14 protein-coding genes are annotated in these 24,485 nt (G+C 36.1%); 8 read left to right on the top strand and 6 right to left on the bottom strand.

Features of this window, described 5'->3' with window-relative positions; genetic code table 11:
* Positions 1 to 240: 240 nt before the first annotated feature.
* Together ACQY44_RS22155 and ACQY44_RS22150 are read right to left on the bottom strand one after the other, a co-directional pair.
* Complete coding sequence (locus ACQY44_RS22155) at positions 241 to 714, bottom strand: cupin domain-containing protein (protein ID WP_428232451.1); 474 nt, start codon at positions 712 to 714, stop codon at positions 241 to 243.
* Positions 711 to 1,709, bottom strand: coding sequence for a quinone oxidoreductase family protein (locus ACQY44_RS22150; protein WP_428232450.1), 999 nt, complete (start codon positions 1,707 to 1,709; stop codon positions 711 to 713). The genes ACQY44_RS22155 and ACQY44_RS22150 overlap by 4 nt, the downstream gene beginning before the upstream one ends.
* Before the next feature lie 92 nt (positions 1,710 to 1,801).
* Between ACQY44_RS22150 and ACQY44_RS22145 the strand changes: the two genes are divergently transcribed.
* The 7 genes from ACQY44_RS22145 to ACQY44_RS22115 all read left to right on the top strand — a co-directional run bounded on the left by ACQY44_RS22145 (position 1,802) and on the right by ACQY44_RS22115 (position 12,727).
* The gene (locus tag ACQY44_RS22145) at positions 1,802 to 2,182 is read left to right on the top strand and encodes a winged helix-turn-helix transcriptional regulator (RefSeq protein WP_428232449.1); all 381 of its coding nucleotides are present in this window, start codon (positions 1,802 to 1,804) and stop codon (positions 2,180 to 2,182) included.
* Between the two features lie 443 nt (positions 2,183 to 2,625).
* Complete coding sequence (locus ACQY44_RS22140; RefSeq protein ID WP_428232448.1) at positions 2,626 to 4,119, top strand: ankyrin repeat domain-containing protein; 1,494 nt, start codon at positions 2,626 to 2,628, stop codon at positions 4,117 to 4,119.
* A gap of 90 nt (positions 4,120 to 4,209) precedes the next feature.
* Entirely contained in the window at positions 4,210 to 4,692 is a 483-nt protein-coding gene (locus tag ACQY44_RS22135; protein ID WP_428232447.1) for a DUF2271 domain-containing protein, read from the top strand.
* Between the two features lie 145 nt (positions 4,693 to 4,837).
* A complete protein-coding gene (locus ACQY44_RS22130) occupies positions 4,838 to 7,027 on the top strand; it encodes a PepSY domain-containing protein (protein WP_428232446.1) in 2,190 nt (729 codons plus the stop codon).
* 422 nt (positions 7,028 to 7,449) lie between these two features.
* Positions 7,450 to 8,457, top strand: a complete 1,008-nt coding sequence (locus tag ACQY44_RS22125; protein WP_428232445.1) for an FAD:protein FMN transferase — start codon at positions 7,450 to 7,452, stop codon at positions 8,455 to 8,457.
* Between the two features lie 503 nt (positions 8,458 to 8,960).
* Positions 8,961 to 11,357 carry a TonB-dependent receptor gene (locus tag ACQY44_RS22120; RefSeq protein ID WP_428232444.1) on the top strand — a complete coding sequence of 799 codons (2,397 nt, stop codon included), beginning with the start codon at positions 8,961 to 8,963 and terminating at the stop codon, positions 11,355 to 11,357.
* Between the two features lie 35 nt (positions 11,358 to 11,392).
* A complete protein-coding gene (locus ACQY44_RS22115; RefSeq protein WP_428232443.1) occupies positions 11,393 to 12,727 on the top strand; it encodes a hypothetical protein in 1,335 nt (444 codons plus the stop codon).
* A 422-nt stretch (positions 12,728 to 13,149) separates the two neighbouring features.
* Here the strand turns inward: ACQY44_RS22115 and ACQY44_RS22110 are convergent, their stop codons facing one another.
* Positions 13,150 to 14,373, bottom strand: a complete 1,224-nt coding sequence (locus ACQY44_RS22110) for a DUF4272 domain-containing protein (RefSeq protein WP_428232442.1) — start codon at positions 14,371 to 14,373, stop codon at positions 13,150 to 13,152.
* Between the two features lie 155 nt (positions 14,374 to 14,528).
* Between ACQY44_RS22110 and ACQY44_RS22105 the strand changes: the two genes are divergently transcribed.
* A complete protein-coding gene (locus tag ACQY44_RS22105) occupies positions 14,529 to 15,188 on the top strand; it encodes a hypothetical protein (protein ID WP_428232441.1) in 660 nt (219 codons plus the stop codon).
* 67 nt (positions 15,189 to 15,255) lie between these two features.
* Here the strand turns inward: ACQY44_RS22105 and ACQY44_RS22100 are convergent, their stop codons facing one another.
* The 3 genes from ACQY44_RS22100 to ACQY44_RS22090 all read right to left on the bottom strand — a co-directional run bounded on the left by ACQY44_RS22100 (position 15,256) and on the right by ACQY44_RS22090 (position 24,452).
* Positions 15,256 to 17,685 carry a sugar-binding domain-containing protein gene (locus tag ACQY44_RS22100; protein ID WP_428232440.1) on the bottom strand — a complete coding sequence of 810 codons (2,430 nt, stop codon included), beginning with the start codon at positions 17,683 to 17,685 and terminating at the stop codon, positions 15,256 to 15,258.
* A gap of 281 nt (positions 17,686 to 17,966) precedes the next feature.
* A complete protein-coding gene (locus tag ACQY44_RS22095) occupies positions 17,967 to 21,491 on the bottom strand; it encodes a malectin domain-containing carbohydrate-binding protein (RefSeq protein WP_428232439.1) in 3,525 nt (1,174 codons plus the stop codon).
* Between the two features lie 231 nt (positions 21,492 to 21,722).
* Positions 21,723 to 24,452, bottom strand: a complete 2,730-nt coding sequence (locus tag ACQY44_RS22090) for an alpha-d-galacturonidase (RefSeq protein WP_428232438.1) — start codon at positions 24,450 to 24,452, stop codon at positions 21,723 to 21,725.
* Positions 24,453 to 24,485 lie beyond the last annotated feature (33 nt).

The following is a 24,485-nucleotide window of genomic DNA, read 5'->3' as shown; positions in this document are numbered from 1 at the left end:
TCATTGCTGCGGCAAATTTAAAGAGATAATTTGAATTTTAATGCAAAAATGCGAAACTTTTTTTATCCTATCGATCTAATAGACTTTTTTGAGGGATTTGTTTTTTATGGCACAGGGATGACACGGATTTAAACAAGGTTGCGCGGATTTCTTTTTTTGCGTTACAACGGATTAAAATCTGTGCAAATCTGCTTTTTCACGATGGTGAATCCGTTTCATCCGTGTGCCATAAACTTACAATTACTCATTTCGAGCATCTAATAATATCGCCAATTGAATACAAGGCACATCAGATCGATTGCTCCAGGCATGATTCGTTCCTCTTTGTACCACGATATCTCCGGCTTGCAATAGGGTTTCGCTTTCATCTACAATCAGCCAAATTTCTCCAGCCAAAATCACAATATAATCAAGTGTATCTGTTTGATGCATCAAAGGATGCGGCTGGCCTTCGGGTGTTACAATTCCAAGATCTTTGTCAGGTGGAATCTGGACGTATCTGAAATAACTTCCGTTTTTAGGCGTATTGGGAAAAGCAGTATTTTCGATAACTTTTTCTTCCTGTAATTTAACCGGCATACTATCTGTCGACCAGATATCAGATATAATCAAACCCGGAAAATGTTCTGAAACATTCGATACAATTGCATCCTTTTCGATTATTGATTTTCCATTTCGTAAGCCTGTAACGATTCTTCGTGGAATTGTTCTCATAGTTGGTTTATTTTCATAATTAATTTCTTTCCGTTGGTTTTATTTTCGCGAAGTATTGCATGTGCTTTCAAAATTGTCGACACTTCTAAATCACCTAGTATTTCAATAATTGGTGGCGTAATCCACTTTTCTTGTAGCTGTATAGACAATTGTCTTAACCCTTCTTTATAATAATCGTATCTTTTTTCGATTCCATAGGCATAATTCGAGATATTGAGAATTGTTGCCCCCTTACTAAAAAGAACTTCACGGAAATCCGGGGTAGAAAAATTGGTAACATCGACATAAGTACCGTTCGTTTTTAGAAGTTTGGCTGCTGTAACTGCAATTTCATTACCAACCAGATCCACCACAAAATCAAAACGGTTATTATTGTTCAAAATCAAGGCCGTTTCAGAAATATCCTCTTTTCTGTAATTGATAATCTGACCTGGTTGCAACCCCAGATTGAGCAATGCGGCAATACTTTTTTCATTCCCGGCCGTTACAACAAGATTGTGAAATCCTTTTGCCAAAAGTAATTTTAGGAGCATATTCCCTACTCCGCCCGCTGCACCGGTTATCAAAATAGTATCAGTTAGATTTGCTTTCATTCTCTGAATCGATTGTAAAGCTGTAAGTCCGACAGAAGGAATTGCAGCGCCTTGTTCTAAAGAAATATTCGTAGGCAAATGCATCAGGATTTCAGCAGGGACGCAAATATATTCGGCATACGTTCCATTAGACCCCATACTTCCGGAACCACAGAAAACAAAATCACCAATTTCAAAATCACTGACTTTTTCTCCAACAGCCGAAACAGTCCCTGAAAACTCCCGACCTAATATTGGTGAATGCAATAACTTACGTTCCATCGCATTTTCGATCATTTGATAATCGATTGGATTAAAGCCTGATGCTGCTATTTTTACCTGAACCTGATGCTCTCCCGGCTGCGGTGTTTCTATTTCCTCCAGGTGAAATTCTCCATTTTGATGTAAAACGATTGCTTTCATTTTTATTGTTTTATCATACAAAATTAAAGTACAAATACTTTATTTTTGCTATGGGTTAACCCGAGGTAACCGGTTACCAATGAGAAACTACTATGGCAAAAATTAATGATAACGGAACGCTTCGCGAAGCCAATTGTTCAGAAGAACTAATGGCGATGCGTGACAGTCTGGATATATTAGGAGGGAAATGGAAATTAATGATTCTTCGGTTCCTGACCAACAGAACGCATCAGGTGATTCATTTCAAAAAAATGCAGCGCGAAATCGAAGGCATTTCTGCTAAGATGTTAAGTAAAGAACTGAAAGAATTAGAAACTAATTTACTGGTTTCAAGAACAGCACAGCAAACGAAACCTGTCACGGTTATTTACGCTATTACAGAATACGGAAAATCAGTACTTCCTGTAACCGAAACCTTAGTCAACTGGGGATTAAACCATCGTGAAAAGATCATTGGAACCCTAAATAAGTAAAGAACATTTTCTTAAAATATAAAAAAGAAACCCTATTAAAAAGCAGGGGCTGCAATACTAATAAATTGCAATTCAAAATAACTATTCAAAGATTTTATAGCCCAATCTTATTTCATGAATGGCATTAGCATACGTTACGGTTTTGCCATCGAAATTAGAATAGGCTAAGTAATGACATACCTTATAACTTACAGCAAAACAGAACACCTGATTGTTCACTTATTTTTTTCTCCGTTATCATTATCAAAAACAAAAATTCCGGACTTTCTAAAAACCTAAGAATCGATTAAAATTGGAGTTTCTTTCCTAAATAAATTGATTTACTAATATTAATTTTTACATTTGCGTTATTTTTATTTGTTCTAAATAGCTTTGATGCTACAATTAAATTTTAGTAAAATAAAAATTGACCTAAACAAGTTCAAAACAATAAATACCTAAACATGAAAAAGAATATTTTTATCTCTTTGGCATTAGTCGCTACTTTATTTGTGAGTGCTCAACAAAAGAACATCTTATTAGAACAGTCTTTTTGGAAAACAGCACCAGATGTTAGCGTTGTTAAAGCAGAAATTGCAAAAGGAAACAATCCGGCAGAGGCCAATCCAAATGCTTTTGATGTTACTGTTATCGCTATCAACAATGATGCTCCTTTGGCAAGTATAAAATTCTTGTTAGACCAACCCGGAAATCCGTTAAATAAACCTACTCACGACAATCGTATTTATTTGCACTGGGCGGCTTACAGAGGAAATACTGAATTGGTAGAATATCTTATTGGAAAAGGATCTGATATTAATTTCGAAGACAGTCATGGCACTACTCCACTTGCTTTTGCAGCTGCTAATGGTCAGGCAGATCCTAAATTATATGAAGCTTTTTTTAAAGCGGGAATAGATCCAAAGAAAAAATATGCCGATGGTGCCAACCTGCTTCTAATCGCTGTTCCGGCTGATAAAGATCTTACCCTAACAGACTATTTAACCACTAAAGGATTGTCTCTTAAAGATGTCGATAATAACGGAAGCACTGCTTTTGACTATGCTGCCCGAACAGGAAACATCACGCTTTTAAAAAAGTTATTAGACAAAAAAGTAAAATATACTGATAATGCACTGCTTATTGCTGCACAAGGCTCACGCAGAGAAACCAATACGCTTGAAACTTATAAGTATTTGGTTGAAGAAGTAAAAATAAAACCAACCGCTACCAGCAAATCCGGAGAAAATGTACTTCATATTTTGGCAAATAAACCAAACCAAGGGGAAATAATTACTTATTTTTTAGCAAAAGGTGTTGATGCCAACAAAGCAAATAAAGAAGGAAATACTCCGGTGATGATTGCCGCCGGAGCCAGAGAAACTGCTGGGCTAGAGAAATTATTACCGGTAGCCAAAGATATTAATTTACAAAATCTAAAAGGAGAATCAGCTTTAACCATGGCAGTAAAATCAGGAACTCCTGAAGCTGTTAGCCTTCTTTTGAATAAAGGTGCTGACGTGAATGTAAAAGATAAAGACGGAAACAATTTAGGTGTTTATCTGGTACAATCTTACCGACCAATGGGTCGCGGAGAAGCCAATGCTAAAGATCCTTTTGATGCTAAAATTAAATTACTTCAGGATAAAGGTTTAAATCTTGCTGCTGCACAAAAAGACGGGAGTACCTTGTACCATTTTGCCATAGCTAAAAACGATTTGGCTTTGCTAAAAAAAATAGCGCCTTTAAACATTGATGTCAATACTAAAAATAAAGATGGAATGACGGCTTTACACAAAGCTGCAATGGTAGCCAAAGACGATACAATTTTGAAATACCTGGTATCACTTGGTGCTAAAAAAGATATCACTACCGAATTTGACGAAAGCGCTTATGCACTGGCTAAAGAAAATGAGTCATTGACTAAAAACAACGTTTCGGTTGAATTCCTAAAATAATATAAAAGTTATGAATTATGAGTTATAAGTTAAAATCAAACTCATAATTCATGGCTCACAATTCACAATTCACAACTCACAAATTTACATATGAAATCAATACTTAAAATAGCTTTGACAAGCACATTAATCTTTCTTATCTCTTTTCAGGCAAATGCACAAGCTAGTAAATACAAATGCATGCTTCAAATGGCAAATTATATGGGAGAAGGAGCTTACATCGTAGTTTCTCTTATTAATCCTGCCGGAGGTTATGAAAAAACACTTTATGTAATGGGTGACGATAAAAAATGGTATAAATCGTTGAAAGAGTGGAACAAATTTCAAACTCAAAAACCTGCCGATATCAGTGCAAAAACCGGAGCATCAGTTACTGGCGGAGATCGTAGCATTACAACCATAGAAATCGATGATGCTAAAATTAACAAAGGATATAAATTAAGATTTGAATCAGCTGTTGAAGATCAGAAATACTATGTAAGTGATCTTGAAATCCCTTTAACCACTGAAGGTTTAGCTGACAAAACAGAAGGAAAAGGTTATATTAGGTACGTGAGATTAAACAAAATTTAATTTCATTGTTTAAAAATAAAGTTGCCACAAATTAAAAAGATTCATACTGATTTCTTTCCATCCTAAAAGAAAATCTTAAAAAATCCCTTTAATCTGTGGCAAACCAATTCTCAATTACATTTGATTACACTATAGATTACACTCAATGACTCTTTCTTTTTGGCGTTACACACACTTGGCCCTGGCTTTGTTTTCTTCTTTTTTTTTAGTTTTAGCTTCAGTAACCGGTATCATTCTGGCAGTTGATGCCATGCAGGAAAAAACACTTCCGTACCGGATAGAAAATTTTGACAAAATTACCTTAGGAGAAACCTTGCCAATACTAAAAAAGTCCTATCCGGAAATTACAGAACTAAGTGTAGATCATAATCAATTTGTAACGTTACAGGCTATCGATCCGGATGGTAATGATGTTAATGCTTATATTAATCCTAAAACAGGTAAACAATTAGGCAAGCCAATTAAGAAAAGTGAATTTATACAATGGATCACCGGTTTTCATCGTTCTTTGTTTCTTCATGAAACGGGACGATTTTTTGTTGGGGTAATTTCCTTTTTATTGGTATTAATCTCGATTTCAGGTTTCGCTCTTGTTTTGAACAGACAAAGAGGTATTCGCAATTTCTTTTCAAAAGTAGTCAAAGAATATTTTGCCCAATATTATCATGTTGTTTTAGGTCGATTGGCTCTCATTCCAATTCTAATTATTGCCCTTTCCGGAACTTATTTATCGTTGGAAAGGTTTAACTTTTTCATGGGAAAAGAAAATAATCAAAAGGAGAAAGCTGTAATTGTTCCAACTCCAAAAGGTAGAACAGTTTCTGTATTTACCACTACCCTTTTAGCTGACATTAAAAAAATCGAATTCCCATTTACAGACGATCCTGAAGAATACTTTATCATTCAATTAAAAGACCGTGAAATTGAGGTCAACCAAGTGACAGGTGCTCTTGTAACTGAAAAGCGTTCTCCAATGAGCGTTCAGTTATCTGATTTGAGCCTTAATCTTCATACCGGAAAAACCAATGCTATCTGGGCTTTTATATTGGCCGTCGCAAGTATTAATATCCTTTTCTTCATTTATTCCGGTTTTGCTATTACCTTAAAAAGAAGATCCAGTCGTATTAAAAACAAATTCAAAGCCAGTGAAAGTGAATTTATTTTATTGGTTGGTTCTGAAAACGGAAGCTCATTGCGATTTGCCAACGCCATTCTCAAACAATTAACAGCACATGGAAAAAAGGCTTTTGTCTGTGAATTGAATAGCTATACTACTTTTCCAAAAGCAGTACATATTATTGTTTTTTCTTCTACACACGGATTAGGAGACGCACCTTCTAACGGAAATAAATTTTTATCTCTTTTAAAGAAATATCCGCAACAACAAAAGATTAACTTTTCTGTAGTAGGTTTTGGTTCGAAAGCCTATCCGGATTTTTGTGCTTTTGCTTTTGAAATTGACCAACAATTAAAAAATCAACATTGGGCCGAACGCTTAGTAGATGTACAAACCGTAAACGACAAATCTGCTCAGGAATTCGTGGAATGGATCAAATTATGGAATGCAAAAACCGAAAATTCATTATCAACGACACCATCCTTATACAACCATGTTCCAAAAGGTTTGCAAAAGCTAATGATATTAGATAAAACCCTTGTATCTGAACAGGAACAAACTTTTATACTTACCCTTAGAGCCAATCTCAGGGCTAAATTCAGTTCAGGTGATTTACTGGCTATTTATCCCGCAAACGATACCAGAGAACGTCTCTACTCTATCGGAAAACATACCGGAAATATTCAATTGGTTGTAAAATTACATCCACACGGTTTAGGTTCTGAATTCTTAAATAGTCTGGTGCCGGGAAACGTTATCAAAGCGAGAATTATCAATAATAAAGCATTTCATTTTCCTAAAAAAATATCTAAAGTAGCACTAATTTCTAATGGAACCGGAATCGCCCCTTTCCTTGGAATGATTGAGCAAAATAAAGCCCAAACAGAAACGCATTTATATGCCGGATTCCGAATGGAAACAGAAACTGTAAAAGGATATAAAAAGTTTACGGCCGAAATGATCCAAAAGCAAAAACTTCAAAGTTTTCATCTGGCATTATCACGCGAAGCAGAACATTTTTATGTCATGAATCTGATTAAACGTGATGCTGACTTTTTTATCAATTTGTTAAAAGAAGGCGGTGTAATCATGATTTGCGGTTCGCTTGCCATGCAAGAAGATGTAGAAACTATTCTGGACAAATTATGCACAGAAAGAAGAACGAACAATATAGCTCATTATAAAGAAAATGGACAATTGCTGAGTGATTGTTACTAAACACGAATTTCACTAATTTGCACAAATTCGGACGTACAGTTAATTTCATAACCAGAGTGCCATTAGGTACTAAATATTGATAGAAAATTATATATTAAATCGACAACCCTCAGCGGGGCAAAAGATTTTTGCGATTAGAATTAATATATCGCCCCGATGGAGCTTTTAATAGTACTATTAATTTGAAAAGTACAAGTCCCAGCGGGACGAAATGTTTATAGAAAATTATAAATTCAATCGAAAGAACCCCGGCGGGGTGAAATATATTTAGATAATATGAGTAATGGTATGTGATTTCTTGTACCGAACTGAAAAACAAATCACTGCCACTAGTGCAACAAATGAAACATCTTTTTTTGAGTATACAAGATCTGCATTTCTATGTGCTAAATTAAAAAAAATGAATTATTAAAACGATTTTCATGCATAAATCAACCTTATATACCTTTCTGTTTTTTTCTATAATCCTATGCAGCTTATCTATCAATGCACAAGTCTTAAGAAAAAGAACCACATTGCTTATGGGCGGCCGTTTTGATATTACCATCGTTGCCAAAGATTCCCTTTCAGCAGAGCAGAATATTGATGAAGTCATTGCTGAAATTACAAGAATAGAAAACCTGATTTCAGATTGGAAACCGGACTCACAAGTATCACAAGTCAATCAAAATGCAGGAATAAAACCTGTAAAAGTAGATCGTGAGGTCTTTGAACTAACCCAAAGAGCCATACAATTTTCTGAAGCTACAAACGGTGGTTTTGATGTGAGTTTTGCAGCAATGGACCGTATTTGGAAATTTGACGGATCGATGACCGAGATGCCTTCGGCGGAAGCCATAAAAAAATCAGTAGCAAAAGTGGGCTATAAAAACATCATTTTAGACTCTGTTCAATCGACTATATTCCTAAAATTAAAAGGAATGAAAATTGGTTTTGGGGCATTAGGCGAAGGCTATGCGACGGATAAATGCAGGAGTATGATGCTGGCAAAAGGCATTAAAGCCGGAATCGTAAACGGATCGGGAGATATGACAGCCTGGGGCAAACAACCCAATGGGAAAGACTGGAACATTGGCATGACAAATCCGTTTCATCCTGACACACTATTTGCGGTAATTCCTTTAAACAACGGTGCTGTAACGACCTCCGGAAGCTACGAAAAGTTTGTTGTTTTCAACGGAAAACGTTATTCACATATCATTAATCCTGCAACTGGTTATCCTGCAACCGGATTGTGCAGCGTGTCTGTTTTTGGTCCAAATGCCGAAACTGCAAATGGCCTGAGTACTTCACTTATGGTTTTAGGGCAAAAAGAAGGACTCCTTTTACTTCAAAAATATCCAAATTACAGCTGCGTCATGATTACGGATAACGGAAAACTCGTGAAATCAAAAAACTTCTCCATCAAAAATTTTAAAGCAAAGCTGTAAAAAGAAACATTGCATATCATTGATTAATTAATCAAAAAACGTAAAACCCGACAGGTTTAAAAAACCTGTCGGGTTTGCCCGGGTATAAGGTAATCCTATAGTCTGGTCATTCCAAATTACGACCTTTCTTTACGGGGTTTCGTTGAAGATTCTTCCGTTGTCAGCATTCTCAAAAATGTGCTAAACCTGCGTCCTTGCAACTTTGCATACAATTCCTGATCCCTTGCGAACTTGGCGAAAACTTAGCGTGCTTCGCGGTTAAATTACTACGATAACTATTCTCAAAAAAACGCAAAACACTATTTTTTTTTCTTTTAATTAAGTGCAACCTTTTGAATAATAATAATAATAATAATAATAATAATTGTCTAAGAATAATCTCTAATCCCAAAATCTCAACATTAGAATTTCTAATATAATTCTAACAATCTTCTAATCTATTTATTTAGATTAAATATAAACAATCTCATAAGTTTGCACTCCTATTGATACGTAAATTAATTATGAAATTTATATTATTTGTTCTTTTACTTGCGAATTTTTCTGCCTGGTCCCAAAATGGAAACATTACCGGAAAAGTAAGCTTTCCTCATCATCAAGGAACTTCCGGGGCTTCAGTACTGGTTTTAGGAACACAAAAATTTGTTATTGCCGATAATGAAGGTCATTTTGAAATCGAAGCACTGGCTTATGGCCATTATACTTTAGAAATTTCTTCTTTAGAGGCCAAAACTAAAACGGTCAACATTCATCTCAATCGTCCTTCATTTCATATTGATATTGCTATAGAAAAAAATGACCCTAAAAGCCTTAAAGAAGTTGTCGTTCAGAAAAAATCCATAAAAAAAGAGATTACAGATAAAGGTTTCTCTGTCAATGTCATCGATACTAAAGAAGCAGCGAACAGAAACCTACAAACAAATGATTTACTGGACCGCTCTGCAGGAGTCAGAATCAGGCAAAATGGTGGTTTAGGATCTAGTGTTGATTATAACGTAAACGGAATGACTGGAAATTCTATACGAGTATTTATTGATGGCATTCCCATTTCTACTTATGGTTCTTCATTCAATCTAAACAGCATTCCACCGGCATTAATTGAGCGTATAGAAGTTTACAAAGGTGTTACTCCTGCTCATTTGGCAGATGATGCCTTGGGTGGAGCTATAAACGTAGTACTGAAAAAAGGCGCTAAAAACACCTTGAATGCGTCTGTATCTTATGGTTCTTTCAATACCATTCAGTCTAATTTTAATACTACATACCGCGGCAAATCCGGTTTTACGGTAAAAGGATCCGGATTCTATAATTACTCTGATAATGATTATGAGGTTTGGGGAAAATTTGTTTACAATATCTTACCTGACGGGCGTTACGATTATGTTAGGGCCAAACGTTTCGAAAATAGGTACAGATCATATGGAGGAAGATTTGAAGCTGGTTTTACAGACGTTAAGTGGGCCGATAACTTTTTAATAGGCGTAAATGTTTCTGAAGACCACAATCAGATTCAGCATGGTCAATATATGACAAGACCCTACAAAGGCCGTTTTACAGAGGCTGATGCAACCGCAATCAGTTTGAATTATGCCAAAAAAGATTTCCTTGTAAAAGGACTAGACTTTACCCTAAACGCAGTTTATAGCCAAAGAAATGAGACCTTAAATGATACCGTAAAATGGACTTATAATTGGTCTGGTGAAAAGGCATTGGGATTATATGGCAAACCCATTCTATCTACTTACGGAGCGCAACAAGCCGGTCCAACCGTTAATACCATTGCAAGTAATATTCTTACCTCACGAATGGGATTAAACTATACTATCAATGAAAAGAACAGAATTGTGTTTAGCAATATGTTTTATAGGATCGACAGAAATGACAATGACTTGATGAAACCCGAATTTCAGAACCATTTTGAAGCAACACGTGATTTGCAAAAAACAGTTTCTTCATTAGCGTACGAAATGGAAGCTTTTGATTCTCGTTTAAGAACCAATGTTTTTGGTAAATACTATGAGCAAAAATTAGATGAAATAAAACCTGAAATCCTCTCTCAAAACGGTCAGAATACCATTGTTGAAAAAATCACTCAAAATACAAATTCATTTTTCGGGTATGGTTTAGCCACTTCTTATTTTATTACACCTAAAACAATGGTTTCATTATCTGCAGAAAAGGCGATACGATTACCTTCTGAAGATGAGGTATTCGGGAGACCGGGAGAAAATATAATTGGCAATTCTGAATTAAAACCCGAACAAAGTAAAAATGTAAACGCAGGAGTAAAATTTGGTCCTTATGATTTTGACCGACACAAAATCTCTTTTTCCGGATCAGGGTTCTGGAGAAATTCTACAGATAAAATTGTTCGTGCCATCAGTATTCGTGTAAATGAAGCGGTACAGTCGACACCTTTTGCGAATCTAGGAAAAGCACAGGCCATGGGTTTTGAAGCCTCTTTTGATTATGTCTACAATAAGAGACTGTTCGTATCCATGAACATGTCAAAATTCAATTCATTATATAAAAGTAAATACGACAAAAACGGAAATATACTACTGTATTACAATCAACAATTACCTAACGAACCCTATTTCACCATAAACGGAAGTGTTCAGTACAATTTTAAAGATATGATACAAAAAAATTCTGAACTGAACTTGTATTACAATTTTGGTTATGTGGGAGAATTTTATACCTCATGGCTCGAAATAGATAAAACTACTACTCAATTTCCGCAAGACTTAGGATTGAGTTATGCTTTTCCTAACAAAAAAATAATAGTAAGTTTTGATGCCCGAAATATTCTAAACGAGCAGGTATACGACAATTTTGCTGTTCAAAAACCCGGAAGAGCCTTTTATTTAAAATTAAACTATACACTTAATAAATTCTAATACTCTCTATAATTAATTTTTTTAAATCCATGAATATGAAAAAAAGTACATTTAAATTACTTGCATGTGGTCTGGTTTTTACGACATTTGCCTTAACAACAAGTTGCAGCAGTAACGACAATAACGACAATCCCGCACCTACATTACCTGAAACTCCAGGACGTTGGATTACTCTTGCGGGTGCATTAATGCAAACAGAACCCGGAGACGGAAACGGAGGTACAAAAGTATTTTCGGTAAGTAAAGAAGATGCGAGAAACCCTAATTTTTCTATTGATGTTTACGGCAAAGGATCTCCTGTTCAGTCAAGCAGAACCGCTCGTTTGCAATCGTCTGTAGATGGTAGCACACTTTTTAATATTACTTATACAGGTGCTAACGGTGGCGAATTTATGACCTATAAAGTAAACGGAGCTGCTAACTTCGCTCAATCCGGAACTACCGTTAATATTTCTCAATATGCGGGAACATCACCAAGATGGAACAAACTTTTTGATGGAGATAAAACGGGTGTTGCAGTAAATGTAACGGCACCTGTAATCGTAACCAACACAGACAAAAGTTACAAATACACAAGAGGTACCGCTACTGTGTTGTCATTGAATATGCAACAAACTTTAATTTCAGCATTTAAACAATACGAAATTGCCTTAACTGCTCAGGAAGAAGCACAAGGACATCACATCTTCCGCTTAGATGCCCCAACACTTAACAAAGCCGGAAACAAACTGATCATTGGTACCTGGATGCGCAAAACAAATCCAACAACCGGACAAAATGAAGCTACATTTGATCGTTTAGGTTCTAAATCTGTAGTGGTTGATTACCCTTCATTAGAGAATCCACAGGTGATTACTTCTACGGTAGCGTTTGGAGATACAAGTGGTTTCCGTAGTTTTAACAGCTTCTTAGCAACTGACGGAAATATTTATCAGGCGACTCAAAGAGACACAAAAAATGGTTCTTATATCTTAAGAATCAACCAAAACAATCAATATGACAACTCTTATAACTTTAGTTTAGATACTGCTCTTGGTATAAAAGGATCTTATATTGATGCCTGGAGATATGCCGGAAACGGAATTGCTTATGCGCTTTATACGTATGCAGATGCAGGAGAACAAGGATTTGTGGCAAGAATTGACCTGAATGCAAAAACTGCTAAAAAAGTAGAAGCCATTGCTTATGACCCTGCATTAGATTTTAGCCAGTACCAAGGTTTTGTAGTTGATGGAAACGATTTATACATCGCGGTTACTCCTGTTGGAAAAGATGGAAACCTTTATATTATTGATATTCCTACCGGAGCGGTTACCAAAGGGGCCAAATTGATCAACAATCCTGGAAACCATTATATTGGTGTATTCTAAAAAAGATACAAACGCAGAAATGCACTCTGTAAAAATAATAACTTGAATTTTTTTTTTAATTAGAACATTCCGCTTCAATTCTTTGGGGCGGAATGTTTGTTTTTAATAGCGTAATAAAAAATTAACCGCAAAGAACGCAAAGTTTTTTTTGCCTAATATAAGTTGATAAATAAAAAGTTCGCAAAGCTGTTTCAATACCAAGGTTTGCGAACTTTATTTTTTTTAGAAAACACATTAATATAACTTTGTGCGCTTTTCGGTAAATTGAATAAAAAATAAAATTTGCAAAGCTGTTTCAATACCAAGCTTTGCGAACTTTAATTTTCTTAGAAAACCGCATTAATATATACTTTGCGCACTTTGCGATACAATTCGCTGTTTCAAATCGCTATCGGGATTGCAATAAACTTAATTAGTAAATTTTAGGTATCACAAGTAACACTATCCCAATCCTGCTCCATGTAATTGATAAGCCAGTTTAAGGCATATTGTCTTTCGTAAACAATTCCGGGATTAATTGCTTCCATCTGCCTGCCATTAATTCTTTCGTCAACACAAGCCCAATTAAATCTGTAATACAAATCATTAGCATCTAAAATTTCACTTTTAGAGCGTATTGAATCGATGGAATCAATAAAAATGTTTGGATCTTTATCCTGACCCACCGGATAATCATCCGGATTGATGTTTTCCAGATCGCAGAACTCATCCGGAAAATCAAGTGTATCAATTTTGTTCAAAGCCCACATTAAAACCCAGATTCCTTCGCATTTCCAGCTTTCATTTGCTTTTTTATCGTCTGTTGGGTTTGCTAAAAATTCTTTTTCATTTTCAGTTACAAATTCCCAAAGCTTATAGTTTTGCAAATATTCTGCTGCTTCCTCCGGAGAAATACTATTAAAAGCCACCAGGTTTACTACCGCCAAAGCACTAACGCGTTGCGCAATTTCTTTGGGAGTTCTTAATACGGTTTCGTTTTCAGATTCTATGCATGGTAAATGTCTGTTGATTTTGATATTATGATCCTCGAGAATTTTTTCGCTATTTTCTTTTCTGTGCTTTTGATCTTCTTCTAATTCGCTCTGATCTCTATCAAAATAAACCGAATTGATTGTAACATTGAGATCCTCTATTTCACAATTTCCTTCCGTGTCAATGATTAACTCTAAATTTTTATCTAAAAAATGCTGACCGGCGGATTTGCTGATAACCGTGTCAGGCTGAACAAATAAAACAGCATCAAGTTCGTTTGCAATATTGGCAATTACCGTTTGTAATTCATCTACTTCGCCTTCTTCCTGAATAATAGTAAATTCAGAATTTAAAGTCTTTATTTTATGTAAAAATAAATCTTTTACTTTTTCATTTACAGTTGGGAGTGAATATACAAAACCATAAAGTCCTTTTAGATTTGCGGTTAAGGCAGAATCATTAATTTCAGGGATTTGATAGGAAGGTTCAGCTCTTTCACGATACAAAATCTTGACCTTTTTTGAAGGACTCGAAGTACTTTCTTTAATTTCTAATTCGATGATATCAGATTCATCTTCTTTACGGAGTGAAATATTCCCTTTTGGAAAGTTCAATAAGATTGTCTCTTTAATGTTTTCAAAACCACTTTGGTGCGAATAAATAGTGCAGATCATTTTACGGCTTTTATAATATTTATAGCTGCTAATATAAGTTTTTTTCTATAAAATGTCTTAGCAAAATCGTGACATCATGAAAATACTTTGTATCGTTTTTAAATTAAATCTCTACTTTTACTTTGATGTAAAATAGAGTAATCTTAATAAAGTACATGAAAAAAATCACGCTGTTTTTAGTTCTAATTATTGCTTTTTGTAGTTGTCAAAACAAAAAAGCAGAGACTACTATTGCTAATCAAGAAATTAAGGATATCAACGAGATTGTCAGGACAATTATAATTCAGGACAGTCTGGATGTATTTTCGGAAGATAAAAATTCTAAGATGTTTTGCAGTGAACTAAGAAGACTTAATATATACATTCCTGAAAAAAGAAGTGACGGATTAATTCCTCCTCTTCCACCCAGAGACATATATATTTCGGAAATACTAACGACTAAAATAAAAGGAGAAACATTCTTTTCATCCAAGGATTCTTTATATCTATTAAAGCAAAATTCAAATCCTGAAAAACTTAAAATTGAAAAAGAACTCATTAATAAGCTCAATACAATAACAGTTGAAAAAGCGTTAATAAAACGAAAAAAATCTGAAATGTTTAGATTTTATGAAATGACAATTCCTGTTTTTTCTCTTGATCAACAAAACGCCTACGTTCAATTGGATTATCATTGCACCGGTCTTTGCGGAAGTGGGAGAGCCATATATTTGAAAAAGATAAATGGTAATTGGAAAATAATTCAAAACTGGCAAAACCTGGATAAGTTAACATTAAAAAAACAAACCATATCAATTATATATAAGCTCCATTAAGAAAAAACTTAAATCACTTATATACTTATATGGTTCAAAAAAATTACCGGCTTTACCGGCAATAAATTTACTGCACTTTAACTTCAATCACAGAAGCTTGTAAGCTCCCCGACTTCGCTTTCAACTGAATATTTTCTTTCTTCTCATTCGACTGAATGATCACAATACATTTACCGTTAAACAATTTACAGGAATTGGCTTTAAAAGAATCCAAATTGGCCTGATATCCATTATCAACTCCAACTAATTTCCCTCCGCCCAAAACTTCAAAATCAATTAAATCATTAGCGTTTGGAAGCAGATTTCCGTCCTTGTCTACAAGAGAAACCGTTACATAAACCAAATCGTAAGTATCATTTCTAATGGTCCTTTTATCTGCTTTTAAATCAATTTTGAAAGCTTCTCCGGCTGTATGAATTTCCTTTTCTAAAACTACTTTTCCAGCCTTTCTGGAAACTGCTTTTATCGTTCCCGGTTCGAATTTTACACGCCATGAAATATGTAAATCATCATTTTGTTTGGCTTTCTTTCCAAGTGATTTTCCGTTAAGGAATAATTCAACTTCATCAGCATTGTTATAATACGCCCAAACCTCCACTTCCTGCCCTATTTTCCAGTTCCAGTGCGGAAAAATATGCAGTACAGGTTTTGTTGCCCATTCGCTTTGGTACATATAATACACATCTTTTGGAAGTCCCGCTAAATCAATGATTCCAAAATAAGAACTTCTTGCCGGATACGGGTACGGATCCGGTTCTCCAATATAATCGAATCCTGTCCAGATAAAAGTTCCCGCCATAAAATCCTGTTTCCTGATGGTTTTCCAGTTCTCTTCGTGTGTCGCTCCCCAATAGGATTTTACCTGATCGTAAGCCGAAACCGTCCAATCTGCATTGCCATCAAACGGAGCACCATGTTTTGTTGGCCACGCTTTAATTCCATCCGGAAGATCATAATGTCCACGTGTTTCTAAGGCCGAAACACTTTCAGAAGCTAAGATTTTCTGTCCTTTAAAACGTTGCGGGAAATCTTTGTAATCTTCGTGTTTGTAATTGAAACCCAGAAGATCCAAAGCACCTGATTGATAAATAAAATTCTTCTCGATTATATTCTCCGTCAAAGCTGCGGTTACGGGACGAGTTGTATCTAAAGATTTTACAATCTGAGCTAATTCTCTCGTAATCGCAATTCCCGTACTGTCAAATTGTTCCCTGATTTCATTACCAATACTCCACATCATAACCGATGGATGGTTGCGGTCTCTTTTAATAAAATCTTCCAGATCCTGTTTGTGCCACGCATCCCAGTCTTTATGGTAATCGTTGGTAACTTTTTTCTTCTTCCACACATCAAAAGCTTCATCCTGAACGATAAATCCCATTTCGTCACACAATTGCATCATTTCAAGGGAATGCGGATTGTGTGACATTCTGATCGCATTCGCTCCCATTTCTTTCAGCAAAGTTAATTTTCTGCGAACCGCATGAATATTTTCTACAGCGCCCAATGCACCATTATCATGATGCAGGCAAACCCCTAATATTTTCGTTGGTTTTCCGTTTAAAGAGAAGCCTTTCTCAGCATCAAAATTAAAGTAACGAACCCCTAAAGGTGTTTCGTAATTATCAACTAATTTCGATTTCTCATAAATTTTCGTCACCACTTTATACAAATACGGACTGTCTGTACTCCACAATTTTAGCTGATTCAAAACCAAATCATGAATCTTTTTTTCTGATGTTTTTGCTGTTATTTTTTCTGTTGAAGTAAAACTGGCTACTTCTTTATTGTCTGCATTTAAAATTGAAGTAACCAGCTTAAACTCTTTTGAAGCAGCATTGTCATTATCGATCGTAACTTCTAAATGTATTTTTGATTTTTCGGCAGCAACTTCGGGCGTTGTTACAAAAGTTCCCCATTTCCCTACGTGTAGTTTTTCGGTAGTCACTAAACGTACATTCCTGTAAATTCCGGAACCGGTATACCATCTTGAATTGGGTTGTGCATCGTTATCGACTTTTACAGCAATTACATTTTGCTTTTTGTTAAAATTCAAATACTTCGATAAATCGTACCCAAAAGAAATATATCCGTTAGGACGCATTCCCAATGAATGCCCGTTAATAAATACTTCACTATTTTTAAAGACACCGTCGAATTCTATGGTAACCGATTTATTTTTCCAATTGGCAGGAACAGTAAATACTTTACGATACCAGCCTTTTCCGGCTGGTAAAAATCCTTGTGCCTGTTTTGTTTTATTATCTTTATCAAAAGCTCCTTCAATACTCCAATCGTGCGGTAACTGGAGCATTCTCCAATCTGTAGTACTAAAATTGGCTTGTGGAGCTGTTGGATAATCCCCTAATTTGAAGGCCCAGTTTTTATTGAAATCTTCGATAATTCTGGCATGTTTAGTCTGTGAGATACCAATTGTTGAGAACAATATTAGTAGTGCAATTGCTGTTTTTTGCAAAATGTTTTTATGTTTAATCATAATATACCCTTGATAATGTACTAATTATTTATTTGGCAATCTTTGTCGAGTTTCTTACGAAGATCCTTCGTTCCCCGGAATGACAAAAAATGACGCGAACCTCGGGGCTTCGACTCCGCTCAGCCTGACAAGCTAAATCTTAATTGCAAAGCCTCCAACTTTATTCCTTTGAACCTTTGTTCCTTTGCACCTTTGAACCTTTGAACCTTTACCTCTTTGAACCTTTGCCTCTTTGAACCTTTGTTCCTTTGCACCTTTGCCTCTTTGAACCTCAACAAAACCTATTGAAACTCGAAATTATCCAGCATCAATCCTTTCAAATCCTCTCCTTCTAAAGTGATTTTATACGTTCCTGCATTAATATATCCTCCCGAAGTTGTATTCAACACCTTCCATTTTTCCGGTGAAGGGAAAAACTCAATGGTATCATTTCGCATCAAAATTCCGTAAGCATCTTCCATTTTGAATTTTACTTTTAGTGGCGTTTCATTTCGGTTTATGAAACGGAAACGCATCAAATAAATTCCGGCAACTCCGGGTTTTACTTCAAACTCAATGTTGTTAGTAGTCTTTTTTGTGAACTCAATATAATCCGCTTTTTTGAAATTTCCTTTTTCTATTCCGTTTCCGGTTATTTTTGCCTTTTCTGCTTCAATCACTACTACAGGTCTTGAATCGTCTTTTTCACCCATATCGTAAACTGGAACCGCCGCTATTATAAAATCTGAACTCAATGCTCCAAAATTTACTTTTTCATTTGCTTTGAATTGCTTCTTATATACATTGAATGTAAAACCTAAACTGTTTTTGGCACTTTCTTCTCCTTTACTATAACCTTCCATCCAGGCGGGTACTTTTTCCGTATTTAGCAGGAATACATAAACATTTGAATCCTTAAGTAAATTAAAACTTCCCCTACTTCTTTTTGCTTCTGAAAATCGTACATAATCTGCCCCGGAAAGTTCCGATGGAATTTTTGTAAAAACTGCATCGGTATTGCTATATTGTTTTGAATTAATATCCAGCCACGAACTGATTTTAAAATCTAATTTTACGTCTAAAACAAGATTTTGAATATTCTTTGCTGATTCCTTTGCCGGCTTTACGTTTTTATCTTTTGTTGCAATCGCGATGGCAGAGAGAATCGCTTGTCCCGCTTTTACATTTGGAAATGAAATAGTGATTTTTCCGTTTTTGCACTTTATCACAAAAGTTTTCTTCAATGCTTTGTCGTGTCCTGCTTCTGACCAGATGTCAAAATCTTTTAAAACCACATTGTCATTGATCGCAACATCAAACAAACGCCAGCCTTTGCAATCTAAGCCTCCGCCCGTTCCGTACCAAGGTTCTGTAAAATACAACTCGACTAAATATTCTCCGTCCGGTGCAGGAAATTCGTAACTCAGTTTATCAACCCCATATCTGAAACTTTGAAAAAGAGCCTGATCTTTTGTACCGCTTATGGGATCAAAAGTACTGCGTTGACTGGCATAAAAATCCGGAAGCTTCTCGAATTTATCTGTCCAGGATAAAGAACCCCAGGTATTTTGGCCACTTTTGTGTGTATCAGCTAACCAAGTATTTCCGGAACTGTCTGTCATTTCTGTCCCCCCGCAATTTATCCTGTATATATAATTGTATCCTTTTTTTGCTTCTAAAATGGTAGTTTGATCCATATATAATGCACTTAAATTGGGTGCCTTCGGCAGTGTATTCAAAACAATATAATCTTTGGCTACAGCTACACCATTTACATAACCAACCGCATATAAAACGTTGTACTGAATCTTGACATTGTTCCATTGAAAATGCTGGCCTAAGCCCGGATTTTTCAATCTGCCTAATGATACTTTATTCACGTCGTTGAACAATTCGACTTCATCACAATTCGAATAAACATCGATTCCGTTTTTAATTCCCACCGAATCCCAACGACTTGGCCAGGTGTGTGAAACGATATACACCATTGGGTTGGTTTTGTTCGAAACGTAATTGGCACGGTACATATAATACGCATCCTGAGGTTCTCCCCAGATCGTAAAAAGTCCTTTGTAATTTATTGGTCCCACTTTGTCTATATCCCTGAAACCTTCTCCATTCTGAACGCGTCCCGGATTTTCGTGTGAAGCAAAAAGCCAATTGAATTGTCCCGCAATTTTATCTTTTACTGACTCTGCTTCGCGAACTTTAATTTCCATTAATTGGGAGAATCTGTTTTCGCTAAGAATTCCTTTTTGGTCAAATTCACCTTCTGTATGTAAGTCTGCTGTACGCCATGCGCCATATTCACCGTTTAATAATTGGGTGGTCATTTCAAGATGATATTTTAAGGGATCTCCTCCGTAGGTTCCGGACCAGTTCTGTACAACATTCCAATCTGTTCCTTCTCCTCCGTTACAAGTTGTGACAATACGCTGTGAAGCCGACATAGGATCCATTTCGCGGATGATTTTAGTGCATTCCTCAGCAAATTCTTTTGGAATTGTGCTTTCGTTTTGCAATCCCCACATGACTACTGAAGGACTGTTTCTGCGTTCCTTGATCCATTCTCGTAATAAGGTTTTGAAGTTCTCTTTAAATTCAGGAGTATCATACCAAATGTGTGCTGAAAACTGACTCCAAAACAGGATTCCGTTTTCGTCCAGTTCTTTCTGGTACAATAAATTATGGGGTTGATGTGCCTCTCTAAAAGCATTAAATCCTGCTGCTTTTATCTGTTCGATTCTGGAATGAATCTGTTCGTCTGAAAATGAATGGCTGTTCCCTATTAAATGTTCGTATTCGCAGGTTCCGTTGATGAATAACGGTTCATCATTAATAAAAAACCGATTGTCTTTTCCGTCTCTGCTTACCGGCCAGCTTACCCAGCGAATTCCATAAGGTGTTTTTAGTTCATCTATTTTTTTTCCGTTTTCATAAACAGACGTTATCAAATCATACAAATACGGATTATTTGGTGACCATAATTTAGGCTGAGGTATTTCAGGAAGTGTTTGTTTTATTTCTTTTGTTTCATCAGAACTAATGGCAATATCACTTTTTACCGAAACTACTTTTTTTCCGTCTTTATCAAAAAGGATATTTTTTATCGTTAAATTTCGGTTCGAACTGCCGTAATTTTTGATTTCAGTTGTGGTATGAAGAATGGCGCTTTTTTTAGAAGTTGAAGCATCATTCCAGATATGAATACCAAAAGGTTCTATTCTGACTTCATTGGTAATGACCAAAGAAACCGGTCTGAAAATCCCCATAGGCTGAGATCCTTCAGAGAATCCCCATTCGCCGGAACATCCTCCGCAAACCCACGGTAAATCAGCAATAAAAGAGGGATGAGCTGCTTTTACCAAAATCTTATTTTGCTTTCCTAAAACTACTAATTGGGTTATGTCTATTGTAAAAGTAGTTCTGCCGCCTTTGTGTTCTCCGGCTTTTTTACCATTTACCCAAACGGTTGCATAGGAACTTACCCCTTCAAAATACAGAAAAAGTCTTTTCCCTTTAGCTGATTTATCCAGTTTTAATGATTTTTGGTACCAGGCAGTTCCGTGTAAATTGCCGTGTTTTGTTCTTCTGAATCCGTAATATTGATCCCAATTGTGCGGTACATTTACCTGTTGCCATTGTGCATCGACTTTTGGATCGCTGACAAAGGCTTCTTCTTGTTTTGGAAGCTGGTCTAAAACAATAGTAGCCCAAGCGGAGTTCAGCGAAATTTCCTGACGAAATTTTGCTGAACTATTGCCCTGACTCCAAACAAGGCAACTACCTGAGCAAAAACAAAAAATAAAAAAAACTATTTTCTTCATATTTTTATTAAACCATATAAGTGATATAAAGCAATTTAAGTTTGTGTTGCTGTTTTCAATTAGACCTGAAAGGTTTTTGAAACCTGTCAGGTCTGGATAACGTTTGGTTTGCGTGAGGGATGGCAGTGGAGCTCTTTTTTGAGGTGATTTTTTATCACCTCAAAAAAAGCGGGAACGTACAGCCCGACCCGAAGGGTCACGCCCAAATTATACATTTTATTTTAAATAGTATTAATAAAACAACCAGTCTATTGCACCTTTTTCTCCTGCATCGATATAACCTACATCACGCGGTGTTACGGTTTGACTGGCGTCTATAAATCCTAAAATCAATACTCTGCCTTTGCCCAAATCAAGCTTGTTTTCTCCGGGCTGAAAAGTATACGTATGAATATTTACACGTGGCAATTCTTTAAGATTCATGGCACTTGCTAAAATCACTTCGGCCTGACCGTGTGCATTTCCTGCCGCATCCGTTTCTAAACTTGGCGGAAATAAAAATCTCTTCTGGTCTGAATTGAAATAACCTACAACGAGTTTTACAGCTTTGGTGTTTTTGAATTTCAATTGTGTCCCGTTCTCATTCTGAGACGTTTCATCGAATGCAATTCCTTTCAGGTTTTGCAATTCCGGCGCTACTTTTGTAAGCTCGGAAATTGGCGTTCCGTATACTTTTGTTCCGTTTTTTATTGCATAAGTTCCTTTGTTTTCACTCAATAAAATTACTTCGGCAGTTTGCCACGGTTTACCTTCTTTGGTTGCTATCTTACCATCTTTTGATGATTTTAATAATCCTAAATTTCTTTTAAAATTAACCAGTTCACGTTCGTAATGTGGCAATAATTCTTTCCATGTTTTATTATTTCCATCATCTCCACCAATCGGAATACGGCGTTGTGCGGTTTGCATACTGTTGGCATACCAATACGCATCTTTTGTAAGTTCAACCAATAATTCATAATATTCGATACTTTTTTCTAAATGCGGCAGCGCTTTGTCAAGATCTGAAATATCATTTGAGTAACTGTATCTTAATACCAATAACGCTGCTTTTACTTTCTCTGAAAAGAAATCCGCGAAAGCTTTATAAGCATGCATATCATTTTTAAGACGTAAAAATTCCTCTTTGTCTTTCGTTACTTTTGGTTCCGCTTTATCGATGGCTTCAACAGCTAATCTACCGTGTTCTGTAATTTCGGCAATAATTTGAGTTGGAAGTTCGCCTGAATGCGGTTCTTTGTTCCATTCTTTTTTAGCATATTCTAAAAGCAATTCTCCTGCTGGTCCGCACGATTCATGAAAACCAGGATACACCCGCCATTTTGCCGGATTTACCAATTGACTTTCGAACATTCCTAACAATAAAGTCTGACGGTTTCCTTCTGTAATTCCGAAACGTCTTAAGGTTTTTGGCGCAATTTCTCCGGTTTCATCGTAGGCTTTTTGGATGTTATTCGCGGCTTCTAAATCAGTTCCGTATTTAGCGGCTAAATCATTATCCCAATATTTAATTTCTTCCTTTCTGTCTCTTTTACTGTCCCACGCATATCTTGCCCATGCTTTGTACCAAATCCAGTCGCGGTCCATTTCGAGAATTCGTTCGCCTGATTTGGTTTTATCGGCTGAATAAGGCCAATCCCAGTAGGAAGCCTGAGGATATAAATGCAACGCATTAGCTCCGTGAACACTGTGCATAGCCTTAACCGTTTTCTGGATAAAATCAGGAGAACCATATCTAAAAGGTTCTAAATTGGCCAGGATATGTACATTCTCAATATGAATTGATTTTAAAGCACTTAGCTGCTTATGGGTTTCTCCCCAAGGTCCGCCAGGGGTATACGTTGTTAAGGATTCTCCGGTATATTTGCTTTCTGTGTACAGGTTTTTATACAACGGAAGTGATTTTTCCATCACCAAAGGGCCGTCTGTATCATGCGAACGCAAGATAATTGGCGGCTCGTCTGTTCTTCCCAAAGCTTTTAAACCGTCCTGAACTCCCGGAATAATCGTTTTGGTAAACCATTCGACATCATCATCGATGGTGTTTATGGCTTCGCCCAAACAAACCAATAGTCCAACATTTGGATATTTCTCGATAAAAGCCGCAATTGATTTTCTGGTATAATCTGAAAGTAAAGGCGTAATTGGACGGGAACGATCCTGTGTTTTAATATTATAATGTTCTGCAAAAGGTTTTGAAACAATGATATTATAAAACATCTGAATCACCCAGATGCCTCTTTTATTGGCTTCTTCGGTCAGGAATTTATAGATTTCTTCGTTCTTTTTAAAATCTTCTTCACTTACTTCCATCGCAAACGGATAGTCTTTGAGTTTTACTAATGAAGCAAACGGATGTCCGTTCCATAAATACAAGGAATTCATTCTGTTATCGACCATCATATCCAGATACTTGGTCCATAATTTTTTGTCGTAAAACCACGGAAAAGTTTCCGGCGTATAAGGATATTCGTAAACGTCTCTGCCCGGAAGATAAGTTGTTTTTTGCATGCCAATGCAAGCACCTCTTAAAACCATTTCGGGACTGTCTTCAATGTTCATTTCGGTTGGAATTTTACCCGAAGTTTTAATTCGGTCTGCCAATTCCATTGCGCCATATAAAGCTCCGGAAGCATCAGTTCCTTCGATATAAATGCTATTTTTTTGCGTACGAATCTGAAAGCCTTCTTTTTTGATGAGTTTACTATCGTCGATTTTAGCGCTTTTTGCGTTTTGTTTCCAGAAATCGGTTCCTTTTTCACCAAGAACAATCAACTGGTCTTTTGATTTAGTGATTTTATTTGAAGAAGTAATTTTGAAACCTTTAGCAGTAAGCGTTTCTGATAGTTTTTCGGCACCAAACTTTACTCTGGGTGAATTGGCGTCACTAATAATTGTGACATTTTGCGCTGTTGCGAAAGTGACGTAAAAACCTAAAAAAAGTAACGTAAAATATTTCATTGTATTGTAATTTTTATTTGACCGTTTTGTCAT

This window comes from Flavobacterium sp. (assembly GCF_965277525.1).
Lineage (GTDB): Bacteria > Bacteroidota > Bacteroidia > Flavobacteriales > Flavobacteriaceae > Flavobacterium.
Note: the sequence above shows the minus strand (reverse complement) of the source record. Positions and strands in the feature narration are given on the sequence as shown.